27 protein-coding genes are annotated in these 21,537 nt (G+C 56.5%); 1 reads left to right on the top strand and 26 read right to left on the bottom strand.

Going from position 1 to position 21,537, the window contains the following annotated elements; all coding sequences use genetic code 11:
* From ACJ8PN_RS25470 to ACJ8PN_RS25355, 24 genes are all read right to left on the bottom strand, one after another.
* Window positions 1–360 (bottom strand): tail fiber assembly protein (locus ACJ8PN_RS25470; protein ID WP_442535376.1); only part of this gene is annotated, 360 nt, incomplete at its 3' end.
* Window positions 361–362: 2 nt separating this feature from the next.
* Window positions 363–1,472 (bottom strand): hypothetical protein, encoded by a 1,110-nt coding sequence (locus ACJ8PN_RS25465; protein ID WP_442535375.1) that lies wholly within the window; start codon window positions 1,470–1,472, stop codon window positions 363–365.
* Between the two features lie 45 nt (window positions 1,473–1,517).
* A complete protein-coding gene (locus ACJ8PN_RS25460; protein WP_420277088.1) occupies window positions 1,518–2,081 on the bottom strand; it encodes a YmfQ family protein in 564 nt (187 codons plus the stop codon).
* Window positions 2,078–3,247, bottom strand: coding sequence for a baseplate J/gp47 family protein (locus ACJ8PN_RS25455; protein ID WP_442535374.1), 1,170 nt, complete (start codon window positions 3,245–3,247; stop codon window positions 2,078–2,080). The genes ACJ8PN_RS25460 and ACJ8PN_RS25455 overlap by 4 nt, the downstream gene beginning before the upstream one ends.
* Window positions 3,248–3,249: 2 nt before the next feature.
* Entirely contained in the window at window positions 3,250–3,687 is a 438-nt protein-coding gene (locus tag ACJ8PN_RS25450) for a phage GP46 family protein (RefSeq protein ID WP_442535373.1), read from the bottom strand.
* Complete coding sequence (locus ACJ8PN_RS25445; RefSeq protein WP_442535372.1) at window positions 3,684–4,325, bottom strand: phage baseplate assembly protein domain-containing protein; 642 nt, start codon at window positions 4,323–4,325, stop codon at window positions 3,684–3,686. Before ACJ8PN_RS25445 ends, ACJ8PN_RS25450 begins: the two co-directional genes overlap by 4 nt.
* Window positions 4,322–5,395 (bottom strand): phage baseplate assembly protein, encoded by a 1,074-nt coding sequence (locus ACJ8PN_RS25440; RefSeq protein WP_442535371.1) that lies wholly within the window; start codon window positions 5,393–5,395, stop codon window positions 4,322–4,324. Before ACJ8PN_RS25440 ends, ACJ8PN_RS25445 begins: the two co-directional genes overlap by 4 nt.
* Entirely contained in the window at window positions 5,392–6,765 is a 1,374-nt protein-coding gene (locus ACJ8PN_RS25435; RefSeq protein WP_442535370.1) for a DNA circularization protein, read from the bottom strand. The genes ACJ8PN_RS25440 and ACJ8PN_RS25435 overlap by 4 nt, the downstream gene beginning before the upstream one ends.
* 48 nt (window positions 6,766–6,813) lie before the next feature.
* Entirely contained in the window at window positions 6,814–8,682 is a 1,869-nt protein-coding gene (locus ACJ8PN_RS25430) for a hypothetical protein (RefSeq protein ID WP_442535369.1), read from the bottom strand.
* Between the two features lie 105 nt (window positions 8,683–8,787).
* Entirely contained in the window at window positions 8,788–9,108 is a 321-nt protein-coding gene (locus tag ACJ8PN_RS25425) for a phage tail assembly protein (RefSeq protein WP_442535368.1), read from the bottom strand.
* A gap of 3 nt (window positions 9,109–9,111) precedes the next feature.
* Window positions 9,112–9,489 carry a phage tail tube protein gene (locus ACJ8PN_RS25420; protein ID WP_442535367.1) on the bottom strand — a complete coding sequence of 126 codons (378 nt, stop codon included), beginning with the start codon at window positions 9,487–9,489 and terminating at the stop codon, window positions 9,112–9,114.
* Window positions 9,490–9,500: 11 nt separating this feature from the next.
* On the bottom strand, window positions 9,501–10,997 hold the full coding sequence (locus ACJ8PN_RS25415) for a phage tail sheath subtilisin-like domain-containing protein (protein ID WP_442535366.1): 1,497 nt from the start codon (window positions 10,995–10,997) through the stop codon (window positions 9,501–9,503).
* Window positions 10,994–11,221 (bottom strand): DUF2635 domain-containing protein, encoded by a 228-nt coding sequence (locus ACJ8PN_RS25410; protein WP_442535365.1) that lies wholly within the window; start codon window positions 11,219–11,221, stop codon window positions 10,994–10,996. Before ACJ8PN_RS25410 ends, ACJ8PN_RS25415 begins: the two co-directional genes overlap by 4 nt.
* A gap of 14 nt (window positions 11,222–11,235) precedes the next feature.
* The gene (locus ACJ8PN_RS25405) at window positions 11,236–11,820 is read right to left on the bottom strand and encodes an ATP-binding protein (RefSeq protein ID WP_442535364.1); all 585 of its coding nucleotides are present in this window, start codon (window positions 11,818–11,820) and stop codon (window positions 11,236–11,238) included.
* Window positions 11,817–12,167 (bottom strand): head-tail joining protein, encoded by a 351-nt coding sequence (locus ACJ8PN_RS25400; RefSeq protein ID WP_442535363.1) that lies wholly within the window; start codon window positions 12,165–12,167, stop codon window positions 11,817–11,819. Before ACJ8PN_RS25400 ends, ACJ8PN_RS25405 begins: the two co-directional genes overlap by 4 nt.
* On the bottom strand, window positions 12,167–12,484 hold the full coding sequence (locus ACJ8PN_RS25395) for a hypothetical protein (RefSeq protein ID WP_442535362.1): 318 nt from the start codon (window positions 12,482–12,484) through the stop codon (window positions 12,167–12,169). The genes ACJ8PN_RS25400 and ACJ8PN_RS25395 overlap by 1 nt, the downstream gene beginning before the upstream one ends.
* 9 nt (window positions 12,485–12,493) lie before the next feature.
* Entirely contained in the window at window positions 12,494–13,552 is a 1,059-nt protein-coding gene (locus ACJ8PN_RS25390) for a major capsid protein (protein ID WP_442535361.1), read from the bottom strand.
* Between the two features lie 77 nt (window positions 13,553–13,629).
* Window positions 13,630–14,037: a head decoration protein gene (locus ACJ8PN_RS25385; RefSeq protein WP_442535360.1), complete on the bottom strand. Its 408-nt coding sequence runs from the start codon at window positions 14,035–14,037 to the stop codon at window positions 13,630–13,632.
* A gap of 2 nt (window positions 14,038–14,039) precedes the next feature.
* Window positions 14,040–14,651, bottom strand: coding sequence for a hypothetical protein (locus ACJ8PN_RS25380; protein WP_442535359.1), 612 nt, complete (start codon window positions 14,649–14,651; stop codon window positions 14,040–14,042).
* Window positions 14,652–14,661: 10 nt separating this feature from the next.
* Window positions 14,662–15,513: a S49 family peptidase gene (locus tag ACJ8PN_RS25375; protein WP_442535358.1), complete on the bottom strand. Its 852-nt coding sequence runs from the start codon at window positions 15,511–15,513 to the stop codon at window positions 14,662–14,664.
* Window positions 15,510–17,183 (bottom strand): phage portal protein, encoded by a 1,674-nt coding sequence (locus ACJ8PN_RS25370; protein ID WP_442535357.1) that lies wholly within the window; start codon window positions 17,181–17,183, stop codon window positions 15,510–15,512. Before ACJ8PN_RS25370 ends, ACJ8PN_RS25375 begins: the two co-directional genes overlap by 4 nt.
* A 2-nt stretch (window positions 17,184–17,185) precedes the next feature.
* On the bottom strand, window positions 17,186–17,446 hold the full coding sequence (gpW, locus tag ACJ8PN_RS25365; protein WP_442535356.1) for a gpW family head-tail joining protein: 261 nt from the start codon (window positions 17,444–17,446) through the stop codon (window positions 17,186–17,188).
* Between the two features lie 4 nt (window positions 17,447–17,450).
* Window positions 17,451–19,565, bottom strand: coding sequence for a phage terminase large subunit family protein (locus ACJ8PN_RS25360; RefSeq protein WP_442535355.1), 2,115 nt, complete (start codon window positions 19,563–19,565; stop codon window positions 17,451–17,453).
* Window positions 19,507–20,100, bottom strand: coding sequence for a hypothetical protein (locus tag ACJ8PN_RS25355; RefSeq protein ID WP_442535354.1), 594 nt, complete (start codon window positions 20,098–20,100; stop codon window positions 19,507–19,509). The genes ACJ8PN_RS25360 and ACJ8PN_RS25355 overlap by 59 nt, the downstream gene beginning before the upstream one ends.
* A 402-nt stretch (window positions 20,101–20,502) precedes the next feature.
* Here ACJ8PN_RS25355 and ACJ8PN_RS25350 point away from each other — a divergent pair, with 402 nt between their 5' ends.
* Complete coding sequence (locus ACJ8PN_RS25350) at window positions 20,503–20,775, top strand: hypothetical protein (protein ID WP_420277090.1); 273 nt, start codon at window positions 20,503–20,505, stop codon at window positions 20,773–20,775.
* Here the strand turns inward: ACJ8PN_RS25350 and ACJ8PN_RS25345 are convergent.
* Both ACJ8PN_RS25345 and ACJ8PN_RS25340 read right to left on the bottom strand, forming a co-directional pair.
* A complete protein-coding gene (locus tag ACJ8PN_RS25345; RefSeq protein WP_420277091.1) occupies window positions 20,756–20,887 on the bottom strand; it encodes a hypothetical protein in 132 nt (43 codons plus the stop codon). The genes ACJ8PN_RS25350 and ACJ8PN_RS25345 overlap by 20 nt on opposite strands.
* A gap of 74 nt (window positions 20,888–20,961) precedes the next feature.
* On the bottom strand, window positions 20,962–21,537 hold a 576-nt coding region (locus ACJ8PN_RS25340; RefSeq protein WP_442535353.1), incomplete at its 5' end, for a hypothetical protein.

Raw genomic sequence — 21,537 nt, 5'->3', positions numbered from 1 at the left:
CACGCTGTAGCGCTCCCAGGCGTCCAGCTTGGCCTTTTCTGCGTCCGTGGCCATGTCGAGTTTCACGGCGCGTTCAAGTGGCCTTATCACGTCTTCCGCTTCGCTCAGTAACCGCGATTTCCTTGATACCATGCCCTGGCGGGCTTCCTCGACCGATAACGGCGGAATATCGACCCAGGCTGGCTTGTCTCCCTTGCTGCCGCGCGTCTTGCCTTCCGGGGGCTGTCCGGTGAAGGTGGTGTAATCTTCATCGCTGACGTCTACCAGGTCTGCCGGTAGCGTTCCTGCGTTCTCGTACATATCGAGCAGGTCCACTGGGTAGAAGCTCGTCGTTGTCGCACTGAATTTATATTGGTTCATGATTAATACCCTACCGCTATCCAATACATCATGCGTTCCTTCTCACCGTGCACAAAGTTAAAGCCGGTGTTGTCATCCAATACCGTCACCTGGGGGTTATATGTCGCGTACCCCTGTGCAAAGTTTTTATTGGTAATGAATACCCCAAGGAGATGATTTGGCACGGCGATGTTGAGACCAATCCGGTCGGTGGTTTCGGCGTTTTGAACCTCGGCATAGCCGCCCTGAACAATCAGAGCCCCGCCGTTCATGTTGATTTTTGCCCACCATTGCGTGCCACTGACTGAAATCTGGCCGATGTTCTGTATCTGCGCCACGATGGCGTCCCACAGCCAGGCGCCGTTAGGGTTCCATCGGGTGCCCCAGATGTTGCCGTCCTGCGCCAGCTGCGCCGTACCAACATGTAGCTCATTGGTATGGACGGCATTATTTACCCACTCTTCAGTAGCGAACGTGCCAGCCTTGCTGCTGATTTTGCCGCTATAGGGGTTGAAGTCCCAGGCAGTATCCACATTGCTGTCGCCCTTCACATGGATAGTGGGGTGCGGGTGTTCGTCGTTGGGAGGCATCAGGTAACCAAAACTGACTGCCCCCGGATAGCCCTTGCCCTTGCGGGTTGATGTGCCCTTGGCGATGGGGACAAATATTCCGCCGGTGTTCACCGGCCACTGCCAGTTAGGCTGGAAGAATGGCGCCTGGGTGCTCAATTGGTCGGCATACGCACCGGCACCGGTTGGCATGGCCTCCGGAGTGGTTGCCACGGACGGCGTAATCAATTGGCCCGTCATTGTGTCGCCGGTCTTTTTGACGGCGTTCACATCCTCAGCCGTCAATTCAACATCGCCGGCCGCATCGGGACCGTGCCCATTGACGGTCTTCACAAGACCACCTACCGCGGTTCCCATTAATGTCTCGATGGCCTGGAACAGTTGGGTGTCATCGTTGGGATCCAGCGTCAGGCCCCCTCCTTCCACCACCTTGATAATTTCTCGCTGCACGGTATTCAGCCAGGGCGCCGTTATCCAGGTGCACGGGATTTGTTGCTGCGGGTCGCCGTCGGTAAATTCACCCTGACTATCCGCCGTCGGCGTCGTATCTCCAATTTTTTGCATAGTGCATCCTCGTCAGTTAAGACGCTGTGTATTCATCATTGGGCGTTAAGGTTGAGGCAGGAATATCACCAGCGTTTCCGATGGCGACTGTTTGGTCAACGTACAGACCAACTGCTGGTAATCGGTGTAGTTGGCGTCGGTGATTTTGGGACTGATGACGGTAACGCCCCAGGTAAACGGCCAGTCGCCATGATTCAGCGGCTGACCGGCTCCAGACATGCCGGCACGCAGCGGCCGGTATTCCGTTATCGTGATGGTAAAACCTAACGCCCTGGCCACAGAGATAAAGTAATCCCTAGACAGTCCACCGGTCGCTCCCCATTTTGACAGTACCGCACGCCGGCGCTGCCCCTCGTCTTCCTCCTGCCCTTTCATGCACGGGTCAGGCAATCCCAGCGTCAGCTCCCACTCGGGTAAAAGCAGGGTAGCCGTCGCCGGAAATCCACCGGCGAGCAGCGCCAGGGCGTCCTCGTCACTTTGCTGATAAGCGTGTGCCAGAGCGCGCAACACGGCCGTCTGAACCGCATCTTGCCGGCGGGGCCAGGCGGAGCCGGTAGGCATCAGCGCCTGCAAGGCGTGGGTGTAATCGTCAACGCTGAATTTGCTCATGTGTAGGTCACCGCCCCCCGCACGGGCAGTTGCCCCACGTCCAGGGTGATATTTTCGGTCGGCGCCATCAGCAGGAAACCTTTCGTACCCGGTACGTTGGCGATGGCCAGCTCAATGGAGGACAGGTCAATTTCCACCGGTGGCGTGTCGACCGCCGGTTTAACGCCCGGCCACCCCTCGCTGAAGAACACCTTATCGATGGCATCGTTAATCGCTGCTTTCGTGCTGTCACTTGCCGTATTGATGCCGCTGATAATGAAGTTCACCGGGTGCTTTATCGGCGAGCATACCCAGACCTCGGCGGTGACGTTGTGTTCGGTAAAGAGGTGGTCAGCCACCCGCCCCTGGTCTCCACTCGCCACCTGCGCATTCGCGGGTTCAAGGCTGGAGACCCCGTTGGTGCCGACCGGAAAACCGTCAGGATGGCCACTGACGCCATCGCACATGATGTAGATACCGACCGTACCAAAGCCCATCAATCGGCGCACAACCCACGCACGGGTGATACCCGGAACCTCCAGCGCCCAACCTTCATAGTCCTCATCGTTGCCGCCCTGGGCGGTTTCCTGGTAGGCCAGCAGCATCCGCGCCCGAAAGTCTTCCTGCTTCTCGATATCTGCACCGCCGGTAATCGCCTGTACAGCGGTGACCTGCGACTGCACGCCGGCGATGGCCACATCCAGCGTCAGCAGTGTACCGGCCTCCGCATTGCCGGCCGCGCCGCCACCGGTCGGGTCCGTACTGGGGTCCGGTAACACGGCCGTGATACTGCCCTTGCCGGTGCCGTCCTGCCCCAGAGTGAGGGCGTTATCCAGTTGATAGGTATAGCCGTCGCTGCGGTTGAGTCGGCTGCCGGCGGGAATGCTACGGCCGGCCGTACCGGAAAAACTGACTTCAGGGCAGCTGGCCGCCGTCGCCGGCTTGCGAAACACCCCCTTCAGCGCGGCCCAGCCGGCCAGCCATTCATCCGTCGCGGTATACGGCGTGGACTGCAGCGCGATGTAATCGAGATAGCCGTAATGCAAGTGCGCCATGCCGGCATCGGCGGTGGCGATGATACGCAGGTTGGCAAAACGCAGCAAACTCCCCACACCGCGCAGCTCCGACTGCATATAGCCCACGTTACGCTGGCGCAGCTCGCTCAGCGTCGGTCGTTGAAATGGCATCGTTATGACTCCCAGACCCAGGCAAATTTCACGTTGGCTTTGTCTTCACCGGGTTCTTGATAGTTGAGGGTTAACACGAAGGTACGGGGGTAGATGATTTGTGCTGTGGTAGTGATGGCACTCACCACGCCATCGTCAATCAGCCAGCGCACCGCTTCATTGGCGAAGTCCTCCGCCTTGATGGCCACCGCCGTGGTCAGCTTTTGCCGGCGCAGCAACCAGAGGCGGGAGCCTATCGGCACATCCTCGCCCAGGTCCCCCCACCATCCGCGTCGGTCACGGCTGCCGTCCAGATCGTCGTCATCCCGCGCCTGTCGGTCGGTAAACAGGCTGATGTAGATGGCCGTATACAAATCATTGCCATTCAGCAGGTCACCCTGCATCACCTGCCAGTCGCCGGCACTGCCGTCGTCCAGCCAGACCGTAGTAATGTCGCTCATTGCACGGGGTCTCCAGGTTGTTCGCTGGTGATGTCAGCATTGCCACCCTGGACGTTTTTCACCAGGTGATTGTGCTGGTTGAAGGCCTCACGCAACTGCTTCAGGGTCGTGGTGTTACTATCGCAGTTGTCGATGACGTCGCCGGTGCATTTCAGGAAAGGGCCTGTCACCGTAGCCCCTTCACTGGCCTCGATATTGACCTGTGTCGCCTGTTTCACGCCCACCACTTTGCCGTTCGCCTGCACCTCGATACCGTCCTCGGTCAGTTTGATGTACTGGCCCCACTGGTTGAATATCACCGTCTCGCCGGGGTTCAGGCCGCTGTGACGCGAAGCCGCGTGACCGCTGGCAATAACAATGGCGTTGGACCGGTCACCATTGGGGCACAAAATCACCACGTCTGCGCCAGTGGGCAGGCCGGAGGAAAAACCGAACTCCGTCAGCCGCGGCGTATCGCCTTTAACTTCCATCGGGGTCTGCGTCTGCAGAGACTGCACCGCGCCGCCATCGCTCGAGGCCGTGACTTTGGCCATCGTCACGGTCATCATCGCCCGGCGGTACAACGTGCTGATTTTGCTGTCGAGCGCGCTGACCTTGCCCCACAGCCGCTGAATAAGTCCATGGAGGTGATCGGTCATTGATAATTGAGCTCCAGGATGTTGTTGTAGAACTGATACGGCTCAACGGCGAACGCCTCTGGTGGCATCAGCACCATCTGCGCCGTTGTACCCCGACTGTCTTTCTGGAACGTCACATCACCCAGCAACCAGTATTCATCCTGCAGGCCAAACTGAGGGATGGTGATGGGAACAAGCGTATTGGGCTCCCACAGTTTGCCGGCAGAGTCTCGCCAACTGTCGATTGTCACTTGCAGCCCCCTTGAACGGCCATAACGCCGGTTCATCTCCCAGTTGATGCACTGCTGAGACGCAGCCCAGGTGCTCATGGTGCTTTCCACAAGAATGACCCGGTTGCGATAACGCATTTTGGCCACTTCCGGATCTTGCGCGGTCGCCGCTGTCACCGGGTTGTAGCCGGCATTGGGCGACACCTCCGCCACCGGTGTGGTGGTCATCGTGACGCCGATATAATCGGAAAACCGCTCATTGCGCGATTTCTGAATAGACGCCGCCTGGATGTTCTCTCCCATCGTCACGCCGCTGGCCGCCCGGCGGGTACCGACCCGCGTCAGCCACAAACTGCCGTCCGGCAGGTCGTAGTACAGCAGCGCGGCCCAGCGGGTCATCCTGTCGATCACCTCTTGGGACGATTCCCCCCAATTCAGTGAAAACTGGGGAACGATCGGCAAATCGCCCACGTCGGTGTTGACCGCGATACCGTAGGGCTCCGCCAACTTCTGGGCGATCTGCTGCGGTGTCGCCTGGCTTATCACGTTGTTTGGCCAGATAGCGGAACAGTCCACCAAATCCTGGCATTTACTGCGACCACTGGCGTAAACCTCGTGATTGGCACGACTGATCATGGCGCTCCAGCTATCGATGTAGCCCGTCAATACCACGTCATCCCCCAGGCGAACCACACACGGATCCCCTTCTGTCACCAGTTGCTTCTCATTCGAACCGGGATAATAGTCCATCAACCCCAGGGAAAACTCACTGGGCAACCGCTCGATGCTGCGCGTCACCCGTACCTGGTCCCAGCCCGAAATCAGTTTGCCGGCAACCTGCAGCGTTAATTCGTCGCTCATTGACTCTGCGCCTTAAATGTTCTTGGCATAAATGCCGGGTGAATAGGATTGGCTTCGTCCACCAGGTCATCAGAACGCGAGGCATCCTGGTAAAAACGGTTGGCCAGGTTGAGGGAGGGCAGGTTGGCCCCGAGGCTCTCAGTCACCATCGGAGCCAGGCTGGCGCCACGCGTCTGTAGCAGAACCACTGTGTTTTCTCGTAATGCCAGCAATGCCTCATACACGTCATCTTCGCGGTTGTCACCGGCCGACAAAATCGCCGCATCAAGCCGGTCACAAACTCGCTCCATCAAACTGATGGCATCGTCATAACTGCGTAGCGCCACATCTGCCGCCGCATCAGCCATCGCACCAGCGCTGAGTGTCGTAAAAAAGCGCACTGCCGTGTCTGACACGATTTTCTCGCCACCCGGGGGATGGTAGGCGGGATCGGTGAACTGACTCAGTTTCTCCATCATGTTCACCCGGTCGGGGGGAGAGGTTACGGTACTACCCAACAGATTGATGACCGCCAGCGTGGCGTCGGAGTATGCCTCTGGTGTCTGCGCCTGTGTCAGCGTTGTCAGCGATTGATTGATAGCCTCTCTGTTTTGTGTCGTGGTGGCCATCACCGCCTCTGTCTGCTGTTCGTCATGTGTGGCGTCATTAAACGAACCGTGGTTGTAGCGGCCAAACCTTTCCCGCCCAAACGTCGAATGCAGTGAGTTACCCAGGTTGGTCGCTGCATTCATTGTGCTGGTGACGCTTCTCTCCCAAAACGCCGCCGTGTTATGCAGGGTCTGCATGGTCCCGGTGAAAAAGTTGATCGTGCCGTGGATCTCCCCGATAAACGTTCCCGCTGTTTTGGCGGCCACTGCCAGCCAGGACGTCTGAACCGTTGACGCTGCATCGGCCGAGCTGGTAATAGAGAACACGCGCAAACCGGATTCAATGACCGTCAGCGTAAACTCAAACACCCGGCCGGTCAGGCCCTCAGTGATGCGTAGCCCACTCTCCGGGATGCTCACCGTCAGCTCGCCCAGCGTCGGATGTACCAACGTGCCGGCGCTGCCAGTCTCACAGGCCGCAACCAGAGAATCGCGCTGCGTCATCACGTCCGGGGCAGTATACAGGCCGCTGCTCTGCAGGAGGAAACCGCGGATGGTAAAACGCCGCGTCGCCCGCCCCATATCCTCTACCCAGGCCTTATCCCGATACGGGTACTCATGCACAGCCTGGCGGCGGCCGAATACCCCTTCCCCCTGCACCACACCAAACGGAACACCCCGGAACGAAGCCGGGCGCAGGTGCTCGGCCCATTGCCAGCTATCGCCGGACGGGCCAAAGAGCGCGTCTTTTGCATCATTGAACGCAGTATGAATGAGAGTCATGCTGTTCTCCGGGCATAAAAAAACCCGCTTGAGGCGGGTTAAACTGAATCAGGGGGCATTCATGGATGTTGTCACCTTTCCACCCGGGGGAAGCGTAACAACACGTTTCTCTCCCGTATTACCATTGGTGATAACCAGCTCCACCTGAGATCCCCCCTCTTTTTGTGCTTGCATTATTGCCTTCGTCAAAGCCGAAACCAGTTCCTGATTTTTTTCCTGTGTAATGATGCTGGGCTGACCTGGCAACCTCATTGAAGGGATTAGCCCTTCGTCTTTATAGCGGTCTCCGGCTGCGGTTTTCGATTGAATAATTTGTTGTATCTGCTGAACGCCGTAAGGGTTATTGCCCTCCTGATTAAACAGCGCATGAAGCACTCTGGCTCTCTCAAATACATTGTTCAAGTCAAGGAGACTATCAGGTGAAATACCAAGTTCTTTGCTGGCACCGGCTATCATAGCGTCTGTATTGTTATGATCCTTTTTCGGTGAAGCCGTGCTGATTATGCCCCTCAACGTACTCAAGGGCTGATAGTGTGCTGCCTTGGACTTCCCCTGATAATATCTCAACAGTTGATCATCGGCTTTCATAACACCGTGTTCTGGCGTATCAAAATGAGCAAACCTTGAGCCTTCCCCTCGTTGCTCCTTCGTGGCCCATTGCTGACCAGCAAAATTCAAATCCCACGGGTTATTATTTTTTACCTGCAACGAATTCTGGTTTACAGCGTATTGTGGTGGGATCGCAGTCGGGTGTGAAGAGGCTGCTATACTCCTCACATCCGCGGCTAAAGATTGTGCTTTCCAGGAGGCTAAATAGCGTTTATTTAATTTCTCCTGCAGGGATTTTCCCGGATGCCCAAGCGCAAGCTCAACTCCTTCACCAAAAGTCAGTGTATTTTTAAAATCCGCATCTCTCCGTGCTCGGTGAAGAATATCCTCTTGCTGATTACCGTGATAAAAACTCACAGCGCTATCTTTATCATAATTTTTGCTTTTTTCTACATTATTCATGGCAGTTTCAGCATGCCCACCGATGGTCCAATTGTAGGCATCAAGCTTTAGCTGCGTTGTCAATCCATCCAGCCTTGCAAAAAATTCATTTTCCTGCGAATTTATTTCTTGCAACTTCTGTATTTGATCATTGGATATCGTTAAGCCAAATTTATCTGACTTTGCCAACAACTCCTTATAGTGAACCCCGTCACGTAAAAGGGCCAGTGTGGCATCATTCAATCCCAAAAAGTCAGCCACTGTTTTTTGTTTTTGAGCGCTGAGAGTGGGAAATATTTCGGCCAGCTTCTCCAGGGTTTGCATGGTGTCAGCCGTATGGTCGGCACGTTCATAAATCGGGGCATTAATCTGATTCATCATTCCGACGAAATCAGCCTTTCGATTATTGAGGGCGTCAGTCAGTGAACGGGATAAATCAACAACGGATTGTCTCGCCGTATCCGTATCGGCCCCCAGTATTTCCATCGCCCCAGCAACCTGAGTCAGGTCATGGACGCTCATGCCGGAGTTTTTGGCCTGTACCCCCAGGTTGTAGGCCTCCTGACCAGCAGCGGATAAACCGCCGGCCAGTGCTTTAACGCCCTGCACGGCACCATAAGCGACCACCCCCACACCACCCAAGCGCGCCAAAACCCCGCCATAACGTTCAGCCAATCCCCCCACCATCTTCAGCGGGGGAACCATGTCACCAAAATACTGTACCCCAGACTTCGCAAAAGTACTCAGCCGAGAGAGTTTCCCGCCCATCTTGTCCAGGCCATCAACGGTCTCCTGCCCACCCAGCTTAAGCTTCTTGTCGGCCTGGTCCAGCGCCGGCAGCATTTTCTTTACGACGTCTTCCAGGTTTTTCAACGTGCCGCTGAGGTCATCCTTGCCTTCCAGCTCAAAATCAAATTTATTCTCCATCGCCATTCCTTATCTTGTTGATACGCACCGCCTGCTCATGCCACCACAGTAGTTGACGCCAACTCAGGGAGCCGGACTCCGCCGGCCCCCAACGATAAAAGAACGTCAGGTCGGCGATGACGCGCCCCCGTTCGACTCTGCCGGGGACCAGGCTAAAAAACGAGTCAGCCACACCTCGCAACGCTTATAGTCCCTGAATTTCAGCTTTTTTATGACTGGCAGAGGGACTTCAGACACCATCGAGATCAGCGAACCCATCGCCATCAGGACGTTGTTTTTATCTCGCTCTTTATAAAAGGCATCCACCTGGTCCATCGTCGGCTCACACAAGGTAATTTCCGTGTACTGGGTTTTCCCTTTATCGAGAGAGACCGGATGACCTAATACAATCGTTTCGCTTTCTGGTAACTCTAATTCCTCACTCATACATTAATTCTCCGTTACACTGCCGGTCATGCCTTCCCACTTAACATCAAAGACCGCGTCTTCGCTGTCCACCTCTTGTGTATCGACAATCCACATACCGCTGCCGATAATGATTTTCCCATTGGCTAACTCAACCACAATAGTGACATTGTCCATGGCATTAAAATCAGCAACCGTCAGCCCTCTCGCATCTCGCAATTGCCCAGAGATAAAAGGCGCGACATAAGTCTGTTTATAACCATGAACGCTATCCATCCCTAATTGTGTTTCGTTTTTAAAACTGTTAACCGAATATTTAAACTTACCGGCCAGCATATAACTCAACCCATTAATGGTCATATATGCTGTACCGGCATTATTATTACCACCAGAATAAGCCATAATTTATTTCCTTACGCGGTCGCGTCAGCCTGCAGACGAAACTGGTTAATCAACGCCACGATGCGCAGCTGGTTGACCAGAATGTCGGGATAGAGCACATCAACCCGATTGGGGTTCTGACGGTTCTTCGTTACTTTCAACCCGCTGGCAAACGTCTTACTTCCCTGCACGTAGCCCTGCTTCTCCATCTGACCATAGTCCGCAATCAGTGCGCCCTTGATGGTCGCCGGCGTCACTATCGGCAGTCCGGCCGCAAAGCGCGTGCCGTCATCGGCCAGCTTCATCCGCCCGAATTGCGACGTGATAAGCGTGCGTTGCCGGCGCATGATGTAGGCCAGCAAGAACAGCGTCTCCACCTCCAGATAGCTGTTATCCGGCGACCCATACGGGTTCTTCTGGTAGGTGGTGATGATGTTCTCCAGTTGCACCGTTCCGTCATCCGCCACCGTGTAGCTGGCAATGCCGCTGTGCAGCAGGTTGTTGCGCTCCGGTTGGTCAAAGCGTGAGGCCATCGGCGGAGCCAGCACGCCGTACACCGGCAGCGTCTGCACCGGCCGGCCGGGGTCGGCCCGCAGGCTGCCGGCCTGGGCACCGGTATAGCCCGCGCTCCACAGGTACGCCGGCGACGGCGAGTCATACACACCCAGCAACGACGCGTGCTGGTCGTTCCGCGCTTCACCTATGGCCGTCAGCTGGCCATAGGTGCCGGTCGCGACGCTGAATGCATGGCCATAGAGCTGCTTGCTGTAGCTCCAGCGGCCGCTGCTGTCATTAAGCAACACCTTGACCGCGTCCAGGCTGGTCGTGTCGGCATAGGGCAGCACGATAAAATCAAACGTCTGGTCTTTCAGGCCGGCCAGCGCATCCGTCAGCGCCGGTGTGCCGGCTCCACCCTTCATCGCCGTCAGCGCAACAACCATGCCTGCCGGCGTACGCTCGCCGCCGGCGCTGCCCTGGTAGTTCAGCCGCAAATCCAGCGTGTTGCCCACATCGCCTTTTTGCTTCGCCGTCAATGTGACGGTCGCCGTACCGCTGGCCACAGCGCTCACCGCCGTCACCGGCAAATCTTCCCGCTGGTTGATGGCCGCGGCCAAATCGGTGCCGATGGTGTCGACCGTATCGGTGGCGACCACCGTCAGCGCCACGCGCGTGCCGCCAATATACAGCACCAGCACGCCGTTCTCTGTCGCAGCATGGCTGATGGCCACGCTGCCGGTCGCCGCTGCACCTGTCGGCTCAGTCAGCGGCAGCAGGTAAACATCGCCGCCGGTATCGTTCGCCATGTACGTCGCCGTCATGGCAGCCAGCATCGAGCCGCGGCCGGCCAGCTCCGTCGCCATCTCCGGTGACCCGCACGGGGTGGCCTCGTTCACCGTTGCCGTCCCCGTCGCCAGCATCTGGCCAATCAGCAGCGTGCGCTGCACCGCCTGCGCCGTGTTGGCCTGGCTGTTGTCAATCGCCCCCCAGAACAGCGGGGTGAGAATATTGCCGTCAATCTCGGTACTCATGCGTCAGCCTCCTTCTTTTTGTTTTTGGGGGCAGCAGCAGCCTCTGCCGGTTCAGCGGCAGACGTCGCATCATCGGGGGGCTGCTCCACCTTGACCACGTCACCATCGCGCAGACGGTTTCGCCAAAAATACGCATCGTCCGGCACCTCTGCCCCATTTTCAGGCAAAAGGGTGCCCTTGACCGGGTCGCGGACCAGCCGCCCCGGTACGGGTTTTACAAACATGGGGAACTCCTGAATTAATCGTCGGCCGGCGGGCCGCTGGCGCCGTCGGGGAACGGCTGGGGAAGCTCGATATCGATACCGGGTTTCACCGTGCCATCCGGCATATCGAGCCGCACATCCACACCTTTGAGAGGCTCAGCCTCAATCGGGTAAAAGTCTTCCGGCCCCTGGTAATACTCGATGTCCATCTGGATAATCAGCTGCCCGGTATGCCCCTCCCCCTCAGGGTTGAGATCTAACTGTGAACGAATATGCTTAAACTGCTGAGTGAGTCGGGTTATCTCGTAACTGTTAATGACAGCCCGTTCAATTTCTTCCTTAATCTGCTCCAGTTTAAACTGGGCTTTCATCGCGCCATCATCGTCCAGTTCACCGTCGAACTCTTCAATTCGGGCCGCTATCTGCAGCGTGGTCACCGTATTGAACTGCGGGGCATTACGCCCCAGCGAGTGCTTTTCCTCATAAACCGTCTGAACCAGCAACACCGGATAATCGCCGTCGCGCGTTGACCAATCACGCGGTGAATACACACGGTGTTGCGCCAGCGTTTTACCTTTCAGAGCCTCAACCGCCAGCTCTCGCAGTTCTGGGGCATTCATGGCACCTCCTTCACTCTGTTCAGCTCAAGCCGCGTTCCGCCGTGACTGTCCGGTTGCACGTCTGCGACGGCAAACAGCGCCTTCACGCGGGGAACATACAACCGGTCCCCTTGCTGTGGTGGGGAGGGAAAAGCGCTATCCCTGACGCCCAGCACCGGCCGTGTGGTGTTAAGCGTGGGGCCATCATCGTCCAGCGGCTCAATCTCCCGGGTGTAAGCCCGATCAAAAATGCCGGTGATCATGAACGGCGTTCCACTCCCCTTGTCCGGCCGGTACTCGACCGGCTCACCAAAAACACCGTGGAGAGGCTTCAGTAGGTTTTTATCCCAGTCCACGGGACCGGCCATTACTTATCCCCCGCTTTAGGTCGGCCGGGTCTTTTCCTCACCTCATCAGCTACGACGTCCTCACTCGGCTCATCCTGCTCCCCCGGCTCACCGACGCCATCATTGCCGGTATCCTCATCCTGAGCACCGTTATCCAGGTCACCGCCAACATCATGCAACGCCTGGCGCACCGTCGAGATCGGTACAACAAATCCCGCAGCCTGCAGGCGCTCAGCCTCATCCTCCGGCAAACGAACCCGACTGTGCTGCTCATAGGTCTTATCGTCATGAATGACAGTGCGCCCTTTTGTAACAACCATTTCAGTTAATTGAATCATGGCCCCTCCTTACACAACCGTGGCGCAGAGCGCGGCGTTGACACGACTCGGGATCACCAGCGGTGCAGACTGCATCATCAGAAAACGCTGTGGCGGATCATTTTCCACCCAGGTCTTCGGCGCATAGGCAAGCGCTCCATAATTAAATGCAGGATCGATAATGGCCGCATAAGCCCGGGTTCCCATCAGATTCGGGCCAGACATAATGACTGTGCCATCTGCCAGCATCGGTTTTTCCACATTGTCCACCGGGTCGATATACCAATCGTTATAGAGCCACAGGTCAAACTGCCCCCAGCGCCCCTTGTAGACCGCCCCCTGTTCGACGCGCGCGCCCGCATCAACCTGATTGCCAAATGGACTTTGCGCCGGCCAGGTGATGGCATTGTCCTTAATGGTGGTATCAAGCCGGAACGCAGTCCAGGACGCATTGGTAAAGATCAGGTCCGTGGCCACCGCACCGCTTTTTTGCAAAATCAGTGTCTGCCAGCGTTCAATGTCCTGCGTCGGCAGATTGTTGGTCGCCCCGGCCGCTATCGCCAGCGGCCATTTATTGGCACCGGAAAGAGCAATGGTCAGCGCCGGATCGCGCTGAAAGTCAATCACCTCCGGGGTCAGTCCCTCACCCACGACCGTGATAGTGCCGCTCATCATCGCATTCGCCGCCATCCATTCCTGGCGACGGCTGAGCATATCGAGCTGATCCGTCATCTCAAACATCATGTTCAGCGCTGCGCGATCGGCGGCGGGAATGTTGCCCCCGACCTGCTCACCAATCTGGCGACGGATGGGCTTACGCAGATCCGGCGCCCGCTTATCCTTGATGTAAGGCGGTTTATACATATTGGTCTGGTAACGACGACTCTCCACCAGTTGTCCCGCGACCAGGGGGGAACAGAACGGCGCCATACGACGGCGGCCGACGTCCACGTCAATGGCCACAAACTCGTTATCCGACTCCACAACGTTGGGGAAAAAACGGTCCAGAAGGAAATTCTGGGACGTCATCAGGTTCGGCACCAGTTGAACCAACGTCACGGTGTCGTAAATATTAATTTGATGTTCCATTAAAAACCTCGAAAAATGAGTATGCAGGCCCCTGCCGAATTAACGGCATCGCCACATTACATGGGGTTCGCTAAAAATCAGGTCGCTGGCGCTTGCAGGCTATCACGCAGGAAAATCGAGTATGGACGCAGGGCATTTTTCAACTCAGGCACCGTCCAGCTGCTGTCAAAGGTGATGCGGTTCTGGTTGAAGATCCCCATTTCGTACACGCCTCCACGAACGGTGGCTCCACCCGGGCTGACGTTGTCCACCAATACAGCGCAGGGCTCTTCGCTGCCATCCGTTGCCGTTTTCACACTCAGGACATACACGCCCGTCGCCGTGACTTGCCCCAGGATACTGCCGCGCACAAGCGGGTCCGCACCGCCAATATCTACCGTATCCGTCACCAGTTGCAGGTTACCTGCGATCAACTGGTCCGGTACGTAGGTATAACTCTTCATCCCCGGTGTGCAGGGGTTATCGCCAATCACGTCTACCGTCATCGTTATTTACCTTTCAGTTGTTTGTACTGACTGACCAATGCACTGAGTCCGCTTGCCTTCGGCGACTCCTGCTTCAGTCGGGGAATGTTTTCATCACGCATCCGCTCGTCCAGACTCGGGCGGCGGGGGCCAGCCGAAGGGGAAACGGCCGTGCCGCTGCTGGCCATCACCTGAATGGCCGCTGCCGAACTCATGCCCGTGTTGAACGCCAGGGAAGCGGCCAGCGCAGGATTTGCCGCCGCATGCGGGCAGCTAAAGATGCGTGCGCAGCGGTGACGCTCGGCCATCCGGGCCTCTTTGTCAGCTGGGTCATCCACCTTATCATCGCCATCATCCTCATCCCCCTCGGCATCAGGTTCATCCGGATCGTTTTCAGCACGGCGTGCTCTGGCTCTGGCTTTTTTCCCTTTTTTACCCTGCTTATCCGGGTCCTCCGGATTGTCGGGGTCTTCGGCATTCGTATCGTCGTCTTGCTTATCCGGCTCCTCCACGCGGCGACCACGGGCGTTGCCCTGCGGATCATTCGGCTCGTCTTCCGGTTTGTCCGGGGTGTCGTCATCCAGCCGGCTCACCGCCCCGCGGCCAAAAAAGTGCGAAAAATTAAAACTCCTCATACGTTGACTCCTATTGGTGTATCAATTGTATAAACGCTTCATCGGGGGCAAGAATGGCATCGGCCAGGCCGAGCCTCACCCCTTCATCCGCCATCAGGCACGCCGCCTGGGTATTACGGACAACAGACTCTGCCAGCCCCCGGTTGCGAGCAACCGTACTGACAAACAACTGACCAGCAGCATCCACCTCTGCCTGGATCCCCGCTTTGGCCTGGTCACTTAGCGGTATCATCGGGTTGGTCTCACACTTGCGATCACCATATGTGATGATGGTCACCTGGAGTCCTTCTTCTTTGATCCGCTGCGACCAGTCACAATGGATAACAATCACCCCGACCGACCCAACGCCCCCTGTTCGGGGAACCAGTATCCGGTCTGCGGCACTGGCGATGGCATACGCAGCGGAATACGCGTTCTCCGTCAAAATCGCGTGAATTGGCTTTTTCCCCCGCGAGGCATAAATCAGGTCAACCAGGTCAAAACAGCCGGCCACCTCTCCGCCTGGAGAGTCGATATCCAGGCATATGGCTTTCACGTCCGGATCGCACATCGCCGTCAAAAAGGTCTGACGGATGCCGTCATAGCCGGTCATCCCACTATACGGCCGCAAACTGCCCAGCTTCTGGACCAACGTACCGTGCACCGCAATGACGGCCACGCCTTCCAGCACGTCATACCCGGCGTCACGATCACGCCCCGTCTTCGTAAAAAAGCCGTTGTCGTCATCCGCCCATGCACCAGCACGGTTGACCTGAGTAATGCCAAAGCGATCCATTAACGCTGCCATCACCACTTCGGCTTTACGGGGATGCAACGCCAGCGGCGTGTTAAACACCCGCTGGGCAAGATGGGGTAAATTCACTGTTCCTCCGGATTTTTAATGGTTTCAGGGGCCATCACGTTGGCCTGTGCCCAACTCGGCGGCGGCATCCCTTTTTCCTTGAAGTAATTAATTTCGTAACTGCGCTGGTCGACCACCTCTTCCCAGTCCGCCCCCATGTTCTCGGCCACCTCCTGCTCCATGGTGGAAATCCCCGCATCGAGTCCCAGGATAACGCCCTTCTTCTCGGCCACCGGATCGACCCAACCGCGCCCCGGCCCCATCCAGCGCCCCCGGGTATACGCGGCCCGCGCCTCGGCAAAGTCCGGCGCATTACGCGGCAACGGCAGGTCGTGGTACTCGTGCACCTCTTCAGCAAATGCCACCATAATGGGCTGCGCGAAGCCCACGCCGAAGTCTTCACGGCGGCGGTTGAGGGTCTTCCAGGCCTCGAGCAACGCCGCACGGGCCGAGCTGTAGTTAACATCTGACCAGTCCTGGCTAATCTGCTGCGCAGACAAGCCGGTGCCGGCCGCAAAATTACGCAGCACCGCATTTTCAAAATCCCGATATTGGCTGTTGGGACGAGCGGCATCGACCGTGCCGATCTCCTCACTGGGAAACAGCTTCATGATGCCCACGCCATGGTTCAGCATCAGCCGGTTATCGCTGTAATAATCTGAGCGTGCATTCTGATAGCTCCCCCAGCCTTCCTGGTTGGCGACCTCCGCAGCAGTATCCCCCAGCGCTTCAGCTGCCACACTCGGATCAAAGGGGGATTTCAGGTACGCCCCAAATACGGCATTCAGCACCGCGGCTTCCAGTTCGCTCTGGTCGTATTTGGTCAACATCTTCAGGCGCTGCACAATAGGGCTCAGTAGCCCCACACCGCGATGCTGCGCCCCCCGGTCATGGTCGAAATCATGCACAATCACAGGACGCCCCCAGCGGGTTTCACGTATGCACCGTTGCCAGGTCACCGTCTGCGGAGCGCTGTACCAATCCCCGAGGTGTGCCTCCCGAATGTGATACGCCACCGGCGCACCGTCGTCGTCAATTTCCACGCCGGCGCGCATATAACGCAGATCCATCATCTGCTGCGGGTTGCTCAACCTGTCCGGGTCGATGATTTGCACCGCGGTGGCATAGCGGGCTTTCCCGTAGCCCAACCGGTCGGGGCGGTACTGCAGGTGCGCCAGCGCATCGCCATCAATCAGCTTGTGCCGAAACGCCAGGCGCAACATCTGGGGTACCGTCAGTTGCCGTTCCACATCACACCAGTGCCCCGGATCCATCGACCAGCTGCGCCAGGCCGACTCCAGCGCCCGCTTGTATTCCTTGGCCCAGGTAATATCAAAGGCCTTGTTGCCGCTGATACGCGCCAGCTCCCGGTAATCGGGGCTCAGCACCGGCCGGAACGTTGGCCCAATGACGTTGTCCTGCGTGCGGGTGATAATCCCGGCGCCCCAGCCGTCGTTACGCACCAGATCGCGCTGGCGCGAGACCATCCGGTCACGGTAGGGGTTTATTTCGTTATCCGGCGACCACAGCGTCGGTTGCCAGTTGGCCAACTGATCGCTGGTGACGTCAGCCGCGTCATACGGGACACCCCGATTTCCCACCAGGCCCATCTGACGACCCCGCCCTGCGGGGATCTGACCTTGTGCCGGCAACGGATGACCGTCAGGCCCTAATATCTCTATTTTCGCCATAATCAGTACCTGAACCGTTGATAACGACTGCCTGAACACGAACACAACCCCAGCGCCTGCTGCAGTTGACGGATAAACATCTGCAGATTGGCCAGCGACGTCCCCTGAAATGTCACCGATCGGGTGCCGTCGCCCTGGGCATAAGAAAACGACACGCCTTTATTACCCAGCAAGAGAGCTGCATAGGCTTCTTGCGCCGCAGCCAATGCGGCCATCATTTGCTCACGTGTCATGCCCGCCAGCGGGCCACAGTTCACTGCCATAGGGTTACCTTGCTAATCGTTTGTGAAGGGGAAGTTTTTTCGGTTTTTCAGGCGGCTGAGGAAGCACTGCGCCAGGCAGCCGCAGGCTGTGTTTTTCTTCCGGTACCACCGGTGGCGGCAGCAATTTGTCCGGATTCGCCTGGATGGCGTCAGCCATTACGTTCAGCTTCAGCCCAAAATGCATCAGGCCACACAGCGCGCCGTAGGCGTACACCCGGCAGTCAAACCCTTCGTTCGCCCGGCCCTTGGGACACTCCCAGACAGTGAACCTCTTCCCACCGGCCTCTTTGGTCACCAGACGTTCGGCCAGCAACTGCTCAAACCAGCCAATATCCCGATCCGCCGGATAATGCATATACCCCGGGCCGGGCTTGTCGATATGGACACGCCCACGCACGGAGTCTTTAGCGGAGTTAACGCCCAGGATGATCGGGCGGAATGCTTGCTTGTTGCGGGACGAGGGCTTCTTGGTCGGCCAGACTGGCGAACGGTTGCCCCGGGTGGCGCTCTCTCCCTTGATGGCCCATATGCGGCGGGCCAGTCTAGCCTTGGCAAAATCGTAGACCTTCTGGGTGTGTGAGCCGCCGGAGTCATGGCAGGCCGCCATAATGACAAACCCGCGCCCGTCTGCCCGACGCCATACCTGCTGCAGGTACGCTTCCAGACGTTCCCACGGCTCGGGGGTCTCCAGGTCACCCTCAATCACATCGAAGGCGATCGACCAACTTTCCTCATCCCGTCCCCAGCCGACCACCTCGATTTCCAGGCGGTTGTCCTGGGTATCGATACCGGCCGTCAGCACCGCCACCCCATCTGGGATCTCCGCGCCGTACACTTCACGTCGCGCCAGCAGCGTGTCGACAGCCATCGCTTTGCCGTGAATGGGACGATGCGGTAACCCCATCTGGGTGTTCCACCACGCCTGCAGCTTGTCGGGATCACCTTTGGCCTTCAGGTATTTTTCGGCAATGTCAGACGGTCTGTCCTTCTGCCAGGGGCTGTAAAGCTTGGAAGCCTGAAAGCCGGCATGATGATTTTTCACCGCCAGTCGGCCACAGGTGATACAACGCGCCCGATAGAGTGCATGGCGTTCATCGGCAGACCACTGCCATACCTTATCCACAGCCTGTTCGGCATTCTCGCGCCAAACCGTTTCATACATCTGCAGCGGCACCTGCCGGTTGCCGCAACATTCAAAGGGGCGCGTCTGATGCCAGCGGATCGTTTTCAGCGTTCTCAGCCGTTCACCTTCAGACCAGGCCACGCCGCAGCCCTCACAGTGCAGCTGCGCCGTTTCCGGGAAGTGCGTACCGTTCTCCCCTTTACGCCAGTGCACATGCTTAAAGAAGTCAGGAAACTGGCGATGGCCACAGTGCGGGCATTCCAGAGACGCTCGACGCTGGTCAGAATCAGCATAACTGTCAGCAATCCTGCTTTCGTCCTCCACGGTGGGAGAACAGGCTCGAATGGAAAGCCAGTTCAAACCAAACGTTGCCGTTCGCTCTTCAGCCAGGGCAATGGGATCACCCTCTCGCGTCACCGGATATTTATCGACCTCATCCGCAAGGATAACCCTGACAGGACGACGCGCCAGGTTATCCGGACTACCGGCACCGGCCAGCGCCAAAAATCCCCCCGTGAATGACTTGTACAGCAAGGTCTCTTTCGAATTCTTTTGCTTATTGCCCCCCACCAACTTTCTCAGCACCGGCGTCACCCGCACCATAGGCGTAATACGTTCTTTGGAGAACTGTTCGGCTGCAGCTTCTTTTGGCTGCAGCAGTAATATGGGACACGGATCGAGATGCGCGAAATACCCGAAGAGGTTTTCCAGCAGTGCCGTTTTCATCAGCTGCGTGCAGCACATCACGGTGATGATATGGACCCCGGATTCCGTGGCGGCCAGCATAGGTCCCCTGGCTATTTCGACGGTCGCGGTTTCCCAGTCTCCTGATGTACTGCCGGACTCTTTAGCCAACTTCCGGTACTCATCAGCCCAATCAGGTACGCTTATTCTTGGTGGTGGCGTCCAGCCTTTCCTTACGCTGACCGCAAGACACTCAAGCTTCTTCTGCGTTAAACTCAGGCTCTCCGAGGCTGGTAATGTGTTTATGGACATGCTCGGCGAGTACCTCGGTCATTCTGTCAGCGGGCACATCAAGATCGGCGGCCATCAGAGGGGCCACGCGTGAAGGCCAGTTCAACCAGGAATCCCGCTGCGCCCGGAAACAATCAAACAGCACTTTTTCGGCCAGCTCCAGCTCAATGAGCTGCCCATCCTTTTGCTGGAACTCTAATTTGGTCAGCAGGGCCAGATAGTTCTCTTTTAGGCGCCGGGCCTCATCAAGACTCAGTTCAGCACCGTTTTCCTGAATGAATTTCTCAGCGATATCAGAAAGTGACGTCTCAGGATCAAGCTCAGGGGCTGCGGCCGCAGGCATGGACGATACCGTTCCTTTTTTGACTTTATTTACCGGTGCTCCTGTCTTTTTTGACTTAGGGTGATTAACCGTTTTCCTGTATTTTTTTATCAGGGCATTGGATGCATCCGCGTCAATATCTTCCCCTGAGAAGATCACCCATCCCTTGCTTTTCCATATCGTGATCGTCTTGCGACTGACACCGTGGAGACGCGCAAAATCTGACTGATTCATTGTTACCTCTCGCTGTTACCCCGTGTGTTACCTAAACTGTTACCCTGAAACCAGGTAACAACGTAAAAAATGTCTTGGGTAACACTTTTTCTTCGAAATTATTTTTTAATAACAAAGAATAAGCCATCACTTCGGTTTTACCGAAATGTTACCTGTTACCCAAATTTTGAAAATTTTTAGCTAGAAAAACACTGCGCGCGCGCAATGCCCATACATTAAACCCCTCCAGGAAGGACCCATTTTTTTCTGCCCCTCCCCCCACGGTCGTTTGGTGTTCAGAAAAAAGAAGCCCCCCGCTTTACCGGAGCGATCACTTTCTGTTACTGGCCTGTGTTTCTCGGGGCAGGCTCCCAGTGATATCTTGGAGCTGTCACACGCCAAGATAAAGGAAGGAAAAACACAATGACCAAAGAACAACTGGAGTTAATCGTCGCATTGTTTGCTGCTCAACAAGCAGCGACTGTCCACCTATCAATGCTAGTTGCCCAAAACAACGGGATAGAAAAAGAAAATATGGCTGACTCATTTCGAAAAACAGCAGAACTTTTAGGAGATCATGTTCCGAACAAAGAAATCATATCTTTGGTTTTAAATCAAATTGCTTACGGCATCTCTACATCAGCGGTCGAATCCCAAAAGGTTATTGAGAAGCAAATTAAGGAATTACTCCATTAAGTAGACCTGTTAATTCATTCGTTATTTTTTTAAACCAATCTGAGCTAAATTTTGTAGCAGCCGCAGTATTTTCAGATATTGCGGTATTTTCTTGTTTTTTCGTTTCTTTCATTATTTTCCAACCTTTCATTTTCGATAGATGCAATGGTGTTTTTCTTAACCAAATAAAAGGGCATCGCCACGGCGCTATTTCGCCGTTTTCATCGCGTCAGAGATAGCCTTGCTGAGCACTGACGGCATCAGTGCCGCCGCCATCTTGTTGGCGCGGTCGAAATAATTCAGGTGCTGTTTCACCGGTAAGGCATCACCGTACTGAATAAGTAGTTTGGGAGCGCGCTGTTTGCGCCGCTCACGCTGCGTGCCGTTCGGCGAGCGCTTCGCCCGTTTCCTGACCTTTTTGTACTTGTAACGCTTGAATACGCCGCGTGCCTTACCAACCTCCCCGACAAACACATCATCCTTGGCCTTCAGCTGCGCCAGCTTGTTGCGTGGCAGGTTGCCGTACTTATTCAGCTTGATGTTCTTCGGGTTCAGCAACGCCTTACCATTCAGCTTGTGAACCCCACCGAACTCGAACGGGTCCAGATACTCGGCGGCGGTATCCATGACTGATACCGTGGCCACCAGGTTGTCTTTACGGGCACCACGAGACTTAACGGAGTTCACGGTAAACGGCGTGGGATTGGCAAAGGTGCGCTCAATGCCCACCTTTTCTGCCGCGGCTATTTGCCTGGCGACAGAGGTTAGTGCCTGGGCGGATCG

Source organism: Serratia sp. CY76391 (assembly GCF_052166695.1).
GTDB classification, from domain to species: domain Bacteria; phylum Pseudomonadota; class Gammaproteobacteria; order Enterobacterales; family Enterobacteriaceae; genus Serratia; species Serratia nematodiphila.
This window is presented reverse-complemented; position numbering and strand designations above follow the sequence as displayed.